This window comes from Micromonospora sp. NPDC048835 (assembly GCF_040649995.1).
In the GTDB taxonomy this organism is placed as follows: Bacteria; Actinomycetota; Actinomycetes; order Mycobacteriales; family Micromonosporaceae; genus Micromonospora.
The window spans coordinates 54,377-69,772 of record NZ_JBEZGM010000008.1 but is presented as its reverse complement, the minus strand read 5'-3'; the positions used below and the strand labels follow the sequence as shown (position 1 = coordinate 69,772).

At 73.0% G+C, this 15,396-nt stretch carries 12 protein-coding genes and 1 riboswitch; of the genes, 6 read left to right on the top strand and 6 right to left on the bottom strand.

From position 1 onward, the window contains the following. Positions 1-103 precede the first annotated feature (103 nt). The gene (groL, locus tag AB0C15_RS12045) at positions 104-1,726 is read left to right on the top strand and encodes a chaperonin GroEL (protein ID WP_354882257.1); all 1,623 of its coding nucleotides are present in this window, start codon (positions 104-106) and stop codon (positions 1,724-1,726) included. 56 nt (positions 1,727-1,782) lie between these two features. Here groL and AB0C15_RS12040 read toward each other — a convergent pair whose 3' ends face one another. The 3 genes from AB0C15_RS12040 to AB0C15_RS12030 all read right to left on the bottom strand — a co-directional run bounded on the left by AB0C15_RS12040 (position 1,783) and on the right by AB0C15_RS12030 (position 5,682). Continuing rightward, a complete protein-coding gene (locus AB0C15_RS12040; RefSeq protein ID WP_357351212.1) occupies positions 1,783-2,031 on the bottom strand; it encodes a hypothetical protein in 249 nt (82 codons plus the stop codon). A 77-nt stretch (positions 2,032-2,108) separates the two neighbouring features. Beyond that, positions 2,109-3,044 (bottom strand): GNAT family N-acetyltransferase, encoded by a 936-nt coding sequence (locus AB0C15_RS12035; protein WP_357351211.1) that lies wholly within the window; start codon positions 3,042-3,044, stop codon positions 2,109-2,111. A 16-nt stretch (positions 3,045-3,060) separates the two neighbouring features. Then, on the bottom strand, positions 3,061-5,682 hold the full coding sequence (locus tag AB0C15_RS12030; protein WP_357351210.1) for a S8 family serine peptidase: 2,622 nt from the start codon (positions 5,680-5,682) through the stop codon (positions 3,061-3,063). Positions 5,683-5,873: 191 nt separating this feature from the next. Here AB0C15_RS12030 and AB0C15_RS12025 point away from each other — a divergent pair, with 191 nt between their 5' ends. Both AB0C15_RS12025 and AB0C15_RS12020 read left to right on the top strand, forming a co-directional pair. After that, on the top strand, positions 5,874-7,742 hold the full coding sequence (locus tag AB0C15_RS12025) for a glycerol-3-phosphate dehydrogenase/oxidase (RefSeq protein ID WP_357351209.1): 1,869 nt from the start codon (positions 5,874-5,876) through the stop codon (positions 7,740-7,742). 88 nt (positions 7,743-7,830) lie between these two features. Continuing rightward, positions 7,831-8,364 (top strand): hypothetical protein, encoded by a 534-nt coding sequence (locus AB0C15_RS12020; protein ID WP_357351208.1) that lies wholly within the window; start codon positions 7,831-7,833, stop codon positions 8,362-8,364. A 10-nt stretch (positions 8,365-8,374) separates the two neighbouring features. On the opposite strand, the gene AB0C15_RS12015 is transcribed toward AB0C15_RS12020, so the two are convergent. Beyond that, positions 8,375-9,775 (bottom strand): FAD-linked oxidase C-terminal domain-containing protein, encoded by a 1,401-nt coding sequence (locus AB0C15_RS12015; protein ID WP_357351207.1) that lies wholly within the window; start codon positions 9,773-9,775, stop codon positions 8,375-8,377. Between the two features lie 68 nt (positions 9,776-9,843). Between AB0C15_RS12015 and AB0C15_RS12010 the strand changes: the two genes are divergently transcribed. Then, positions 9,844-10,128, top strand: coding sequence for a DUF4031 domain-containing protein (locus AB0C15_RS12010; RefSeq protein ID WP_357351206.1), 285 nt, complete (start codon positions 9,844-9,846; stop codon positions 10,126-10,128). Here the strand turns inward: AB0C15_RS12010 and AB0C15_RS12005 are convergent. Then, positions 10,100-10,756 carry a metal-dependent phosphohydrolase gene (locus AB0C15_RS12005; RefSeq protein ID WP_357351205.1) on the bottom strand — a complete coding sequence of 219 codons (657 nt, stop codon included), beginning with the start codon at positions 10,754-10,756 and terminating at the stop codon, positions 10,100-10,102. The genes AB0C15_RS12010 and AB0C15_RS12005 overlap by 29 nt on opposite strands. Before the next feature lie 139 nt (positions 10,757-10,895). On the opposite strand from AB0C15_RS12005, the gene AB0C15_RS12000 reads away from it, so the two are divergent. Beyond that, positions 10,896-12,098 (top strand): FUSC family protein, encoded by a 1,203-nt coding sequence (locus AB0C15_RS12000; RefSeq protein ID WP_357351364.1) that lies wholly within the window; start codon positions 10,896-10,898, stop codon positions 12,096-12,098. A gap of 23 nt (positions 12,099-12,121) precedes the next feature. Here AB0C15_RS12000 and AB0C15_RS11995 read toward each other — a convergent pair whose 3' ends face one another. Next, the gene (locus AB0C15_RS11995) at positions 12,122-13,357 is read right to left on the bottom strand and encodes an aminotransferase class V-fold PLP-dependent enzyme (protein WP_357351363.1); all 1,236 of its coding nucleotides are present in this window, start codon (positions 13,355-13,357) and stop codon (positions 12,122-12,124) included. A 79-nt stretch (positions 13,358-13,436) separates the two neighbouring features. After that, positions 13,437-13,557, bottom strand: a riboswitch (SAM riboswitch). A 23-nt stretch (positions 13,558-13,580) separates the two neighbouring features. Between AB0C15_RS11995 and AB0C15_RS11990 the strand changes: the two genes are divergently transcribed. Continuing rightward, on the top strand, positions 13,581-15,161 hold the full coding sequence (locus AB0C15_RS11990) for a PrsW family intramembrane metalloprotease (RefSeq protein WP_357351204.1): 1,581 nt from the start codon (positions 13,581-13,583) through the stop codon (positions 15,159-15,161). Positions 15,162-15,396: the final 235 nt, after the last annotated feature.

Below are 15,396 nucleotides of genomic sequence, written 5' to 3'. Positions count from 1 at the left end.
GTCGTCGTCGCCAGGTGGCGACGTCCCAAGGTGCGTACACCAGGCGGCCCATCCGGGGCACACATCTCGGGTGGCCCGTGAGTGTCCAGGAGGACAACGCCGTATGGCCAAGATGATCGCGTTCGACGAAGAGGCGCGCCGCGGCCTCGAGCGGGGCATGAACCAGCTCGCCGACGCCGTAAAGGTGACCCTCGGCCCCAAGGGCCGCAACGTCGTGCTCGAGAAGAAGTGGGGTGCCCCCACCATCACCAACGATGGTGTGAGCATCGCCAAGGAGATCGAGCTCGAGGACCCGTACGAGAAGATCGGCGCTGAGCTGGTCAAGGAGGTCGCCAAGAAGACCGACGACGTTGCCGGTGACGGCACGACGACGGCGACCGTCCTGGCCCAGGCCCTGGTTCGCGAGGGCCTGCGCAACGTGGCCGCCGGTGCCAACCCGATGGCCCTGAAGCGGGGCATCGAGGCTGCGGTCGCGAGCGTCTCGGAGGAGCTGTCGAAGCTCGCCAAGGACGTCGAGACCAAGGAGCAGATCGCCTCCACCGCCTCCATCTCCGCTGGCGACAGCACCGTCGGCGAGATCATCGCCGAGGCGATGGACAAGGTCGGCAAGGAAGGCGTCATCACCGTCGAGGAGAGCAACACCTTCGGGCTGGAGCTGGAGCTCACCGAGGGTATGCGCTTCGACAAGGGCTACATCTCGGCGTACTTCATGACCGACCCGGAGCGTATGGAGGCCGTCTTCGACGACCCGTACATCCTGATCGCGAACAGCAAGATCTCGTCGGTGAAGGACCTGCTCCCGATCCTGGAGAAGGTCATGCAGTCGGGCAAGCCGCTGCTGATCATCGCCGAGGACCTGGAGGGCGAGGCCCTCGCCACCCTGGTGGTCAACAAGGTCCGTGGCACCTTCAAGTCGGTCGCCGTCAAGGCGCCGGGCTTCGGTGACCGCCGCAAGGCCATGCTGACCGACATCGCCATCCTCGCCGGTGGCCAGGTCATCAGCGAGGAGGTCGGCCTCAAGCTCGACGCCGCCAGCGTCGACATGCTGGGCCGCGCCCGCAAGGTCGTCGTGACCAAGGACGAGACCACCATCGTCGACGGTGCCGGTGACGCCGAGCAGATCCAGGGCCGGGTGAACCAGATCCGGGCCGAGATCGACAAGAGCGACTCCGACTACGACCGGGAGAAGCTGCAGGAGCGGCTGGCCAAGCTGGCCGGCGGCGTTGCGGTCATCAAGGTCGGCGCGGCCACCGAGGTCGAGCTCAAGGAGCGCAAGCACCGCATCGAGGACGCCGTTCGCAACGCGAAGGCCGCCGTCGAGGAGGGCATCGTCCCGGGTGGTGGCGTCGCGCTGGTGCAGGCCGGCAAGACCGCCTTCGACAAGCTCGACCTGGTCGGCGACGAGGCGACCGGTGCGAACATCGTCAAGGTCGCGCTGGACGCCCCGCTGCGGCAGATCGCCGTCAACGCCGGCCTCGAGGGCGGCGTCGTGGTGGAGAAGGTCCGCAACATCGAGGCCGGCCACGGCCTCAACGCCGCCAACGGCGAGTACGTCGACCTGCTGGCCGCGGGCATCATCGACCCGGCCAAGGTGACGCGCTCGGCGCTGCAGAACGCCGCTTCCATCGCGGCGCTCTTCCTCACCACCGAGGCTGTTGTCGCGGACAAGCCGGAGAAGACCCCGGCTGCCCCGGCTGGCCCGGGTGGCGGGGACATGGACTTCTGAGTCCAGTTCCGACACCGAACGGGGCGGGCCGCTGACGCGGTCCGCCCCGTTCGTCGTCAGGTGGGTAGTGGGCGCTGGTTGCGCCGTTTCTGGGCCCGGTCGTACGGCGGCAGCAGTTGGATCGGCGCGTCCACCATCTCCTGCGGCTCGTCGGCCACCGACGACTCACCGTCGGTGGTCATCTCGGCCAGTTGCTCGGCGTCGCCGTAGTCGAGTCGGTCGAACGGCAGTTGGCCGGGGAGTTCACCTACCGGTTTCCAGGTGATCGGCCGGCCGTCCTCGGTCTGGTTCTCATCCGTGGTCATGGCTGCCTCCTCTACCGAAACGGTAGGGGGCGACGATTGCCGATGCGGGCGAATGGATCTACGTCCCGTTTGCCCGGTTACGCCGTCGGCAGGGTCCGCCGGTACAGGAAGAAGACCCGTTCGATCCACGCGCCCGCACTGCCCGAATAGAACGGCACCGGCCCCACCCAGCCGATCTGTGCCCGATCCAGTCCCGCCGTCCGCTGGTCGCGCAGGCAGCGCCGCAACAGCACCCCGCCGATGCCCGACCCCTCGGCGGCCGGCGCGGTGCCCATCGGCCCGAACCAGCTCGGCCGGGACGACCCGTACGCGGCGAAGCCGAGCAGCTCACCGTCCCGCTCCGCCAGGTGGCAACCGGCGTCGGCGCGCCCCACCGACCCGGCCAACTCGCCATCCCAGGTGCCGCCGAAGGTGGACCGTGCGAACGCCGTCAGCGCCGGCAGGTCCGCCGGCTCCGCACGTCGTACGGTGACGCCCTGGTCGGCCAGCCGCCGCTCGGTCGCCTCGGTGGACCGCAGCGCCGGCGACCCGTCGTACGACAGGTCGGCGGTCATGTTCCAGGCGGTCCGGTCCTGCCGGTAGCCGAGCGCGAGGGCGGCGCAGATCGCCGGCGTGTAGCGGACGTCGATGCCCGGCCACGCGTAGTACGGCGGATTTCCGGCCAGCAGCACCTCGGTCGCCCCGCGCTCGGCGAGCACCCGCTCGGCCCGCGACAGCAGCGTCCGGCCGACGCCCCGACGCCGCTGGTCCGGGAGGACCGCGACCAGGTCCACGTGCCCGATTCCCGGCTCGGTCGACGACACCGAGCAGATCAGCACGCCGACCAGAGTCGCGCCCCGGTACGCGCCAAGCCCGACCACCTGCCGGTCGGCGGCGGCCCGGGGCCAGAGGACGTCCACGATGGCGGCCGCCTCGGCGGCGTCCTCGGGCAGGTCCAGAGCCTGCTCGCAGAGCTGTACGACGTTGGGGGCCAGGTCGGCGGTCAGCTCGGTGACGGTGATCTCGGCGTCCATGGTCGCCGACCCTAGATCACCGGGCGGCGGGTCGCGCCTCCTGGGCGGCGCGCACGGCGGCGTACGCGTCGACCTGGCCGGCGCCGGTGATGTTCGACGGTGTGCCGCAGGCATCGGATGGGTTCTGTGAGCGGTAGGTGGGCGTCGCCGCCGTCGCGGTGTCCCGCAGGATCTGCCGGGTGCGGGTCACGTCCCCGACAAGGTCCGGATTCGCCGACCACATCAACGCCACCACCCCGGCCACCTGCGGAGTCGCCATCGACGTGCCGTCAAGCGCGGCGTACGTGCCGCCGGGCATGGCGGACACCACACCCACTCCCGGTGCCAGCACGTCCGGCTTACCCGAGCCGCCCGGCACCGGCCCGCGGGAGGAGAACTCGGCGACCCGCCGCTCGTCGTCCACCGCGCCCACGGTCAGCACGTCCGCGTACGGCGCTGGTGGGTCGTCGATCGACGCGCACCACGGGCCGGTGTTGCCGGCCGCCACCACCACGAAGATGCCTGCGGCGTCGAGTGCGGCGGTGGCCGGCCGCAGCACCCGCTCGTCACAGCCCTCAAGCGACGGGCAGCCCCACGAGTTGGTCAGCACCTGCGGTGCGCGCTCCGGACGGCCGTCGGTGAACGGGTCGCCGCCGGACGGGAAGGGCGCCAGCATGAACTGGAGACAGTCGAGGTAGTGCCCGGGGCTGCCGAGGTTGCGGTCCAGGTTGACGCAGCCCACCCACTGCGCGTCCGGTGCCACCCCGATGCCGTCGCGCCCGACCGCGCTGCCCACCGTGTGCGTGCCGTGCCCGCCCTGGTCGGTCGGGCTCCGGGTGGCATCCCACGGGTCGTACCAGGAGTCGTCGCCACCACGGAACCCGGCCCGCAGCGCCGGATGGGTGCCGTCCACCCCCGAGTCGGAGCTGCCGACCACGACGCCCGTGCCGGTCACCCGCAGTTGGGACCACACCCGGTCGGCGCCGATCTGGCGGATGTTCCACTCCGGGCCGGTGGGCTTGGGCGCGGAGCCCCGACTCTGCCCGGCCGGGGCCGGCAACGGGCGCAGGCGCTGGCCGACCAGCACCCGGGCCACCTCCGGTCGGCGGGCGAGCCAGGCCCGCACCGCCGGGCCGCCGTCCACCTCGACCGCGTTGACCAGGTAGTACGACACCGGGTCGAGGCGCAGCCGGTTCACCTCCCGCAGCAGGTCGCCCTGGCTCTGCTCGGCGGTCGTCACCAGCCGCCGGTAGACCTCCGCCGCGCGGGCGTCCCGGCCGGCCCGCCCCGGCGCACCGGCCGGGAGACCGCTCAGGTCGGCCTGGGCGCGCAGCACCACGAACAGCCGCTCGCCGTACAAGCCCGGCTGGCCGGGGCCGAGGTCGACCACGCCGAACGCCACCAGCAGCACCACGGCCGCCACCGCCGCGGCCCGCCGGTTCGGGGTGCGTGCCGTCGGCCGGGCGAGCAGCACCGCGTACCCGATGGCGACCAGGACCGCGACGGCGAGTCCGATGCCGGCGGCGACCGCAACCCAGAACGGCACGTCCCGGGTGCCGACCAGCAGCAGGGTGATCTCTTCCGGGTCGGCGAAGGCCAGCGGGCCGAGCGCGGCCAGGCCCACCAGCCAGCCGGTCGCCGTCCGGCCGGCGCGGGTCGCCTCGGCCGGGCTGATCGTGGACCGCCAGGCGGCGGCCCAGAGCGCGGCAAGCGCGAAACCCACCGGCGGCAGGGTGAGCAGCGCTGGCAACTGCGCGCCGGACTGGCCCGTTCCGGCCGCGAGCAGGAGCAGCGCCACCCCGGCGACCAGGCCGCCGACAAGCACCAGCCGCGCCGGCCGGGGCGGTCGGCCGACCGCGAACGGGGACCAGAAGGGGCGATCCAGCAGCGCCCCGGCCAGCACGCCGAGCGCGGCGGCTGCGAGCAGCGCCAGCGCGGTCTCCAGGAGACCGCCGAGCGCGCCCAGCCAGGCCCACGGCAGCAGCAGCGCCAACCCGGCGGCGACCGCGAGCAGCGGCACCGCCCCCGGTCGGCGCGCACGCCCTCCGGCTGGCGCCAACTCTCCGACAACCTCGCGCCGTGTGGCGTCGCCGTCGGCGGTGGCCTCGCGCCGCGTGGTGTCGCCGTCGGCGGTGGCCTCGGGTCGCGTGGTGTCGCCGTCGGCGGTGGCCTCGGGTCGTGTGGCGTCGCCGTCTGCGAAGGGTGCCGGGCCGCCGACCGAGCCGACCAGCCCGGGGTACGCCCACCGGCGCGCCGCCCAGCGCACGGCGAGGGCGCCGAGCAACGCGGCGCCGGCCAGCGTGGCGAGGTACGCCTCATGGTGCACCTGTGGCACGACACGCAGCAGTGTGAGCAGGCCGAGAGCGAGTGCCCCGATCAGCCAGGCCCGTCCGGTGGCCCGGACCGCAGCCGACCTGGGCAGCACCGCCAGCAGCAGGGCGGGCGTGCCGACGAGCACGACGGTGGCCAGGCCGAGCACCGGCCAGAGCCAACCGATTCGGTCCCGCCCGAAGCTCAGCAGCACCTGATCGGTGACCCACCCACCGGTCTGGGTGCCCAGGGTGATCGCCACCGTCCAGCAGCCGACGAACACGGCCGCGACCACCGGCCAGGGGGAATGGCGAGTGCTGACTCCGGGATGCGCAGGGTGACCGTGCATCCGAGAACCTTACGACCATGGTGAACGGTTTCGAACCGACCGCCTCGTTCGAGGATCCGTGGAGATCTTGGACAGTTACCGTTCGCGCAGGACGGAAACTGTCCAAGATCTCCGACTGGCGGGCCGTTGATCACTGCTTCGCCTGATCTGCGCGGGACAGCACAGGCGTGCAGCACGGGCCGGGCGGCGAAATGTCGACATGGTGGTACGGCGGTTACGGTGGACGGGTGCGTGACCCCAATGTCTCCCGTTCCGTCGCCGGTCAGCTCCCACCTGTCCGCCGTGCGTCCGACCTGCGTCGACTGCGTGCCGAGCGCTTCGACGTGCTGGTCATCGGCGGTGGGGTGACAGGTGCCGGTGCCGCCCTGGACGCGGCCTCCCGCGGCCTGAAGGTGGCCCTGGTCGAGGCTCGTGACCTCGCCGCCGGCACCTCCAGCCGGTCCAGCAAACTCATCCACGGTGGCCTGCGTTACCTGGAGCAGTTGGAGTTCCACCTGGTCCACGAGGCGCTCACCGAGCGCGGCCTGCTGGCCACCCGGCTCGCGCCGCATCTGGTGCGCCCGGTGCCGATCATGGTGCCGTTGCCGGCCGGGCGCGGCCTGCGAGGTCTGCCGGGTCGGGTCTTCCGCCGGTCGTACTACGGCGCCGGGGTGGCCGCCTACGACGCCTTCGCCGGCGTCTTCGGGGGTGGTCGGGGCATGCCCCTGCACCGCCACCTGACCCGGGAGGGCGCCCGGCGGGTCTTCCCGAGCCTGCGGGCCGACGCGCTGGCCGGAGCGATCCGTTACTACGACGGGCAGGTCGACGATGCCCGGCTGGTGGTCACCCTGGCCCGCACCGCGGCCAGCCTCGGGGCCACGGTGGTGACAAGTGCCCGTGCCGTCGGGCTGATCCGGCAGGCCCGCGAGGTGACAGGCGTCCGCGTCCGCGACCTGGAGGCCCCGGAGGGTTCGCCGGACGCCGAGTTCGAGGTGCAGGCCCGTACCGTCATCGCCGCCACCGGCGTGTGGAGCGACGACATGTCCCGGATGCTCAACGACGTGGGCCTGCGGCCCGGCGTCCGGGTGCGCGCCTCCAAGGGGGTGCACCTGGTGGTGCCCCGCTCGGCGATCACCGGCGAGACGGGGCTCATCCTGCGGACGGCGAGTTCGGTGCTCTTCGTCATCCCGTGGGGCGGGCACTGGATCATCGGCACCACGGACACCGACTGGCGACTGGACCGCTCCCACCCGGCCGCCTCGGCCCGCGACATCGACTATCTCCTGCAGCAGGTCAACATCGTGCTGGACCGGCCGCTGACCACCGCCGACATCGAGGGGGTGTACGCCGGGCTGCGACCGCTGCTGGCCGGCGAGGCCGACTCGACCTCGAAGCTCTCCCGGGAGCACGCGGTCTTCGAGCCGATGCTCGGGCTGTTGCTGGTCGCCGGTGGCAAGTACACGACGTACCGGGTGATGGCGTCCGACGTGGTCGACCGGGCCGCTCGTCGGCTCGGTGGCGCCCGCCCGTCGCGCACCGCCGACCTGCCTCTGCTCGGTGCCGACGGCTACCCGGCGATGTGGCGGGACCGGGCCGACCTGGCGCGTCGGCACGGTGTGCCGGTGGGCGTGGTGGAGCACCTGTTGGAGCGGTACGGCACCCTCACCCTGGATCTGCTGGCGCTCGTCGACGCCGATCCACTGCTGGCCTCCCCGCTGACCGGCGCTCCGGAGTACCTGGCGGCGGAGGTCGCGTACGCGGCGCGGGCCGAGGGTGCGCTGCACCTGGAGGACGTGCTGACCCGGCGGACCCGGATCTCGTTCGAGACCAGCCACCGTGGGTTGGAGTCGGCGGAGCACACCGCCGAGCTGATGGGCTCGGTGCTCGGTTGGGACGCGGCCACCCGGGCACGCGAGGTCGAGCACTACCGGGTTCGGGTGGAGGCGGAGCGGCAGTCCCAGTTGATGCCGGACGACGCGGCGGCGGACGCCGCCCGGCTCGGCGCTCCGGACGTACGGGGTTACGCCGCCGACCGGGGTGGCGACGACGATCAGGCGGAGCTGCGCCCGTCCGCTCGATGACGAATTGCGACGTTACCGATGGGTAATTATCGATACCGGCCCGGATGGTGGTTTCGAACGCTACCTACGGTGGGGTAGGTTTCCGCGCGTGCTAGCCCGCGCGCGCCCTCGTCTGCTCGTACCCGTGCTCGCCGTCGCGCTCGCCGGCGCCCTGGGCGGGTGCTCGCTCTTCGACCGGGACAAGCCGGAAACGCCTGTCGCGCAGTCGACCGGCGCTGCGGGTGGCGCAACACAACTGGAGATCCCCACCACCGTCGCCGCCGGTCAGGTCAGCCTGCTCCAGCGGCTCGGCGAGGACGGGCCGATGCGCACCCTGAGCGTGGAGCGCAACGGCGCATGGCAGTGCGTCGACTGCGCCGGCGACGGCGTGACGTCCCGGGGCACCCTCGCACCGGAGTTGACCGAACGGCTCCAGGTGCTGCTCGCCAACCCGAGGCTTGCCGACGAGACCGATCAGGCCCGGCGGTACCGGACCACCTGCATCGACGCGCTGACGTCAAGCCTCATCACCTCGGCCGGGCTGATCACCTCGCAGGACTGCCCGGGTGAGGAGCTGACGCCGGTCGCCGGGGAGATCCTGCTGCTGCTCACCCAGGCGACCCCGGCCGAGGTCAAGGGCTGACCGCAGCAGGTCAGAGCACCTTGCCCGGGTTGAGCAGGCCGGCCGGGTCGAGCGCCGACTTGATCGCCTGATGGACGCGGACGCCGACCGGCCCGATCTCCCGGGCCAGCCAGTCCCGTTTGAGCAGGCCCACCCCGTGCTCGCCGGTGCACGTGCCGCCCAACTCCAGGCCGAGCCGCATGATCTCGTCGAACGCCCGCCGGCCCCGCTGCACGCTCGCCGGATCGGCGCGGTCGACCACGATGTTCGGGTGCATGTTGCCGTCCCCGGCGTGCCCCACCACGCCGATCGGCACCTCGCACTCGGCCGCGATCCGGGCGACCCCGTCCAGGAGCGCGGCGAGCGCGCCACGCGGCACCGCCACGTCGTCGATCACCAGACCGCCGTTGCCGCCCGGGTAGGCGTCCGCCGCGAACTTCTCCATGGCCGGGTGGGCCAGCCGGCGGGCCTGCAACAGCGCCGCCGCCTCGACGGCGTCGGTGGCCGCGTAGACCTCCTCGGCACCGACGGCCTCGCAGACCTCGGCCAGCACCGCCAGGTCGTCCGCAGCCCGGGCGCCGGTGTCGGCGGCGGCGAGCAACAGGGCCTGCGCGTCGGTCCGCAACCCCATCGGTTGGTACGCCTCGATCGCCCGCAGGTGGGTCTGGTCAAGCAACTCCAGCAGGCTGGGCGTGAGCCCGCGAGCCGCGATCTCGGCCACCGCCGCGCCGGCCGTTGCGGTGGACCCGAAGACCGCCACCAGGGTCAGCGAGTCGGCCGGGGCGGGTCGCAGCGCCACGGTCACCTCGGTGATCACCCCGAGGGTGCCCTCCGACCCGACGAACAGCCGGGTCAGGTCGTAACCGGCAACCCCCTTTGCCGTACGCCGGCCGGTGCGCAGCACCTCACCGGAGGCGAGCACCACCTCCAGGCCGAGGACGTACTCGGTGGTCACGCCGTACTTCACGCAGCACATGCCACCGGCGTTGGTGGCCACGTTGCCGCCGATCGTGGACGACTCCCAGGAGCCGGGGTCCGGCGGGTACCAGAGGCCCTGCTTCGCCACCGCCCCGGCCAGCGCCGCGTTGACCACCCCCGGTTGGACCACGGCGATCCGGCTCACCGGGTCGATCTCCCGGATCTCGGTCATCGCCACGGTGCTGAGCACCACCGCGCCGTCCACCGCGTTCGCCGCGCCGGCCAGCCCGGTCCGTGCGCCCTGCGGCACCACAGGTACGCCGTGCCGCGCCGCCGCCTGGACCACGGCCACCACCTGCTCGGTGGTGCGCGGGCGGGTCACCACCAGCGGAACGCCGGCGTCGCACAGGTCGGCCTCGTCGCGCTGGTGCACGCGCAGCAGGTCCGGGTCGGTGAGCACGGCGTCGGCACCGAGCGCGGCGCGCAGGTCGTCGAGGAGCGCGGTGGGGGCCATGCAGCCGAGGCTAGGTCGCCGGCCGGCGATCATCAACATGATCGACTGCGGGGGATACCTTGGGCACCATGCTCTACCTGGACCGGCCGGCCTGGCCGTGGCGTGGTCGGCTCTGGTCGCACCTGATCAGTGACGTCTCGTACGCCGAGCTGCACGCCTTCGCCGAGGCACTCGGCGCGCCCCGACGCGGCTTCGACCGGGACCACTACGACATTCCGGCCGACCGCTTCGCGGCGGCGGTGTGGCTCGGTGCCCGGGAGGTGCCGAGCCGGGAACTGGTTCGGTTGCTCCGGGCCGCCGGCCTGCGTCGCCCGAAACATCTGGTCAGCCCGCGCTCTCCGGTTCCCCGGTGAGCGAGGTCAGCTCACGGCGCACGTTGTCCCGGGCGGGCACCTCCCAGCGGCTGGCCAGTGGCGGCGACCGGAACAGCGCGGGCAACGCCAGCAGGCCGGTCAACACGGCGGCCCGGCCAGCCCGGAAGGCCGGCTCCGGCACGTGGGCGTACTCCCGCCGGATCGCCGCCGTGTAACTCGCGTAACGGGCCGACGGTGCGGCAAGCACGGCCAGGTCGGCATCGCAGAGCAGTGCGCCGTCCCGGTCGCCCGGCGCCACCGAGTGCCCGGCGGTGAGCAGCACCAGCCGGTGCACCTCGGCCACCGTGACCGCCGGCACCCCGAGCCCGGTGAGCACGGTCTCGGCGAGCGCGGCGCTGTCCCGTTCGTTGACGTCGCCAACGGCCCGGGGGTCGTAGACCGCGTCGTGGAACCAGGCCGCCAGCCGCACCACATCGGCCCGACCAGCCAGGTCGGCGTGCTTGTCGACGACGTCGAGCACCGCCGTCAGGTGGGCCAGCGTGTGATAGTGCCGGTGCGGCTCCCGCCAGCGGGCGACCAACTGCTCGCCGGCCCTCGTCGTGCCCGGATCGGGCCGCGCGCCGGCACCCCGGGCCGCCGCCCGCCACCGGTCCAGCAGATCAACCATCGCCCGAGTCTGCCGCATCCAGCCACCGTGCGCGGGACAGGAGGATTCAGCTCGCCCACCACGGGTAGTCGCGCCCATGGCCGTGGCCCGGGACAAGCGACAGCCGGTGGTGCGACGTACCGCGCTGCGCGACGGGTTGGTGGACATCGACGGCGCGCGGATCGCCGAGGCCACCGAACAGCTACGCCACCGCAGCCGGGCCACCCTGCACGACCGGCTGCACCGGGTACGGATGGCCGGCGGGCTCGCCGTGCAGGCCGGGCTGGCGGCCGGGCTCGCGTACCTGATCTCACACAAGGTGCTCGGCAACCCGCAACCGGTCTTCGCGCCGATCTCCGCGGTCGGCACCCTGGCCGCGTCGGTGGGGCAGCGGTTCCGCCGGACCGTGGAGTTGATCGTCGGCGTGGGGGTCGGGGTGGCCGTCGGCGACCTGCTGATCTATCTGCTCGGCACCGGGGCGTGGCAGCTCGGCCTGGTGGTCACGGTGGCGATCCTGCTCACCATCTTCGCCGGAGCGAGCGTCGCGATCGTCATCCAGGCGGCGGCCACCGCGGTGCTGATCGTGACGCTGAGCCCGTCGACCCAGAACCTCGAGATCCCCCGATTCGTCGACGCGTTCCTCGGTGGTGGGGTCGCGCTGCTGGTCACGGCGGTGTTGCTGCCGCTGAACCCACTGCGGGTGATCAACCGGGCGGCTCGGCCCGCCCTGGACCTGCTGGCCGCCCAACTCGACGCCACCGCTGACGGGCTGCGCAACCGGGACCGCGCCACCATCCAGGGCGCGCTGGAGAGGCTGCGCGACAACAAGGAGGAACTCGCCACGCTCGGCGAGGCGATCGAGGGGGCGAAGGAGACGGCGACCCTCTCCCCGGCCCGCTGGCACCGGCGCGACGAGCTGACCCACTACGCGGAGGCGGCCGACCCGATCGACCGGGCGATGCGCAACAGCGGCACGCTGATCCGCCGGTCCGTGACGCTCGTCGAGGACGAGGAGCCGGTGCCCGATCCGATGCCGGACGCGATCGGGCACCTCGCCGAGTCGGTCCGGCTGCTCAAGCACGAGTTCGCCGCCGGTGAGGAGCCGGAGAAGGCCCGGGAGCGGTCGCTGCGGGCGGTCAGCGAGGCCGGCCGCGCGTACGGCGACGGGGTGGGCTTCTCCGGCAGCGTGGTGATCGCCCAGGTCCGGACGACCGCGAGCGACCTGCTGGTCGCCTCCGGGATCGAGCAGGAGGAGGCGAACCGGTGGATCCGCACCGCCTTCGGGGAGCAGGAACGCCCGGTCGGTGAGCCCGTCGAGCCAGGTGCGGCGCCGAAGCCGCCCACCGCCCCGCCCGTCGGCTGACCGAGGCCCCCGCCGACCCGGCCTCAGCCCAACTCGGCAAGCGCCCCGAGTAGCCGGTCCACCTCATCGGCCGTGCTGCCCAGCCCGATGCTGGCCCGCAGCGCGGTGGGCGGCAGGTCCCGCCGGCCGGTACGCCCCGCCGCCTCGCCGAGCAGACGCCGGGCCAGCGGGTGGGCACAGAACAACCCGTCCCGTACGCCGATGTGGTGCTCGGCGGCGAGCCGGGTGGCCACCTCGGCGGAGTCCCATCCGGCGACCACGAACGACACGATGCCGACCCGGGGCGCGTCCGGGCCGAACGTGCTCAGCTCCACGACGTGCGGCAGAGCGGCGATGCCGGTCCGCAGCCGGTCCAGCAGGGCCTGCTCGTGGGCGACAAGAGCGGCCTGGTCCGCGTCGTCGAGCGCCGCGCACACCGCCGCCAGTGCGACCGCGCCGAGCAGGTTCGGCGTGCCGCCCTCGTGTCGCGCCGGACCGGTCGCCCAGGTCACGTCGTGGGTGGCCGGCCCGACATGGCTGGTGGCCCCACCACCGGCCAGGTACGGCGGAGCGGCGTCAAGCCAGTCCCCCCGACCGATCAGCACACCCGCGCCGAACGGCGCGTACAACTTGTGGCCGGACACGGCCAGGTAGTCGACGTCGAGCGCGAGCAGGTCGACCGGGGCGTGCGGGGCGAGCTGCGCGGCGTCGAGCACGATCCGGGCGCCGTGCCGGTGGGCCACCCGCGCCAGCTCGGCGACCGGCCACCGCTCACCCGTCACGTTGCTCGCGCCGGTCACCGCCACCAGCACCGGCAGCGCCGGGCTGCTGCCCCGACGCAGCTCGGCGAGGGCGGCGGCGAGATCGCGTACCGCCCCGTCCGGGTCGACGGGCACCGGCAACCGCACCGACCCACGGGGCCAGGGCAGCAGATTCGCGTGGTGCTCACCGGCGAACGTGACCACCGTCGTGCCGGCCGGCACGGCCCGCGCCAACAGGTTGAGCGCATCGGTCGTGTTGCGGGTGAAGATCACGTGATCGTCGGCGCGAGCCCCGAAGAAGTCACCGATCGTCTGGCGCGCCTGCTCGTACGCGAGGGTGCAGCGCCGCGACAGCGCTCCGGCGCCGCGGTGCACACTCGCGTACCAGGGCAGCAGCTCGGCCACCGCGTCGGCGGCGGCCCGCGCGCACGGCGCACTTGCCGCGTAGTCCAGGTTGATCTCACCGGGTACGCCCAGGACGTCGAGCGGGGCGGACGCCGCCGACGGCACGGTGGGCAGACGTGACGGTGCGGGTACGACAGAGACGGACACGCCGGAACCTCCGGGGTCAGGGACCCCGGGTGCGGCATCGGGACGGGGTCCGCGCTTGCCCAGCACGCCGATCGGGCTGGGCCCGGTCATCACCCGGGGCACCCCACCGCGAACTCGACGAGGGTTGCCGGCCAGCAAGCCGGGGCTTGACGCTGGCGCTCGTGACCTGCCGGCAGCATAGCGGCTACCGATGCGACCGAACCAGCCGGCGGCGGATGGCTACGCTGACCGCATGGCCGACACCCCGCCCGGTACACCGCTGCCGCCGTCGCCCGACGCCCCGCCCGGTGGGCCGCTGCCAGCGTCGCCTGCCGTTCCGTCCGGTGGGCCGCTGCCGGCGTCGCCTGGCGTTCCGCCCGCGTCCGCCGTTCCGCCCGCGCCCGCCGCCCCGCCCACGGGCGAGACGCCCCGGATGCCGCTGCGCCGGCTGGGCTGGCGGCGGTTCCTGGTGCTGGCCGGGGTGGTGCTGCTCATCGCCGCGTGCGCCGTGTTCATGGTCTTCACACTCGGGCAGTCGCTCGGTGCGCAGGCCCTGCTGATCGGGGTGGTCGCCGCCATCCTGCCGGTGCCGGTGCTCGTCGCCTGCTTCCTCTGGCTGGACCGCTACGAACCGGAACCGCTGAAGTACCTGATCTTCTGTTTCGCCTGGGGGGCGTTCGTCTCCACCGCCGCCTCGCTCAAGGTGAACGACTTCGCGGCCAACCAGTTCGACGACTGGGGTCTGCCGTCCGCGCTCACCGGGGTGCTGGTGGCGCCGTTCATCGAAGAGTTGACCAAGGCACTCGGCCCGATCCTGCTGCTGGTGTTCCGCCGCCGCGAGTGGTCCGGAATCACCGACGGCCTGGTCTACTGCGGGCTCTCCGCGGTCGGCTTCGCGATGGTGGAGAACATCCTCTACCTCGGCGGGTTGGGTTACGCGTCAGGTGCCGACCGCTACGGCCCCGCCACCGGTATCCAGCAGGTCATCGCGATCTTCATCCTGCGGATCCTGCTGTTCGGGTTCGCCCATCCCCTCTTCACCTCGATGACGGGTGTGGGGCTGGGCATCGCCTCCCGGACGGCCGACCGACGCATCCGGGTGCTCGCCCCGATCGCCGGCCTGCTGCTGGCGATGATGCTGCACGGCACGTGGAACCTGCTGCCCACGCTGACCCAGGCCACCGGCGAAGCCGTGATCATGCTGTACGGCTTCCTGGGCCTCATGGTGCCGGTCTTCTTCGGCACCGTCGGGCTGGCGCTGTGGCTGCGCGCCTGGGAGGGGCGGCTCACCGAGCGGGTCCTGCCGGACTATGTCCGCGCCGGCTGGCTCAGCCCGCCCGAGGTCGCCGCCCTCAGCAGTCTCGGCCGGCGGCACGCCGCCCGCAGTTGGGCGCGTCGGGTCGCCGGCGACGCCGGGGTACGGGCGATGCGCGGTTACCAGTCCGCCGCCACCCGGCTGGCCCTGCTACGCGACGGGGCGCTGCGCGGCCTGGACCGCAAACCAGCCGACCAGGAGCGGACCGCCCGCGAGGAGCGCGAACTGCTGGACGCGATCAGCGCGTACCGGACGTTCTTCGTCGGTCGGGACCCACAGGCCCCGGCGGGGGTCTGGGACGGCAGCCGCTACCACCTGCGCTTCCCGGACGGTACGCAGCGCCCGGTGGACGCCCCGGACGAGCCGGTGGTGCCGATCCCGGTGGTGCTGGCCCCCGCCCCGGCTCCGCTGGGCTACGCCCCGCCCGGCTGGCCAGGCCCGCGCTCAGCACCCCCCTGGCCGCCAACCCACCCCTGACCCCGCGACCAAGGGCCAGGCGTGGCGACCCCGCGCCCCGCCCCGTCGGCGCCGATCTTGCAGTTCCTGTCGTCGAAAGGCCTCAAACGCCCCGTATGTCGGGACAGAAAGTGCAAGATCGCCGCTGATCGTCGTCGATCAAGGAGTTGTGGTGCCTGGTTTGTCCTTACCCATGAACTTTGTCACCCACCACAACTCCATGATCGACGAAGCGTGGCGCGCGTGGCGTGGCGTG

Excerpts from the sequence above, each read along its gene's own strand:
- groL (WP_354882257.1), top strand. The coding sequence starts at position 104 with ATGGCCAAGATGATCGCGTTCGACGAAGAGGCGCGCCGCGGCCTCGAG.
- AB0C15_RS12040 (WP_357351212.1), bottom strand. The coding sequence starts at position 2,031 with ATGACCACGGATGAGAACCAGACCGAGGACGGCCGGCCGATCACCTGG.
- AB0C15_RS12035 (WP_357351211.1), bottom strand. The coding sequence starts at position 3,044 with ATGGACGCCGAGATCACCGTCACCGAGCTGACCGCCGACCTGGCCCCC.
- AB0C15_RS12030 (WP_357351210.1), bottom strand. The coding sequence starts at position 5,682 with ATGCACGGTCACCCTGCGCATCCCGGAGTCAGCACTCGCCATTCCCCC.
- AB0C15_RS12025 (WP_357351209.1), top strand. The coding sequence starts at position 5,874 with ATGTCGACATGGTGGTACGGCGGTTACGGTGGACGGGTGCGTGACCCC.
- AB0C15_RS12015 (WP_357351207.1), bottom strand. The coding sequence starts at position 9,775 with ATGGCCCCCACCGCGCTCCTCGACGACCTGCGCGCCGCGCTCGGTGCC.
- AB0C15_RS12010 (WP_357351206.1), top strand. The coding sequence starts at position 9,844 with ATGCTCTACCTGGACCGGCCGGCCTGGCCGTGGCGTGGTCGGCTCTGG.
- AB0C15_RS12005 (WP_357351205.1), bottom strand. The coding sequence starts at position 10,756 with ATGGTTGATCTGCTGGACCGGTGGCGGGCGGCGGCCCGGGGTGCCGGC.
- AB0C15_RS11990 (WP_357351204.1), top strand. The coding sequence starts at position 13,581 with ATGCGACCGAACCAGCCGGCGGCGGATGGCTACGCTGACCGCATGGCC.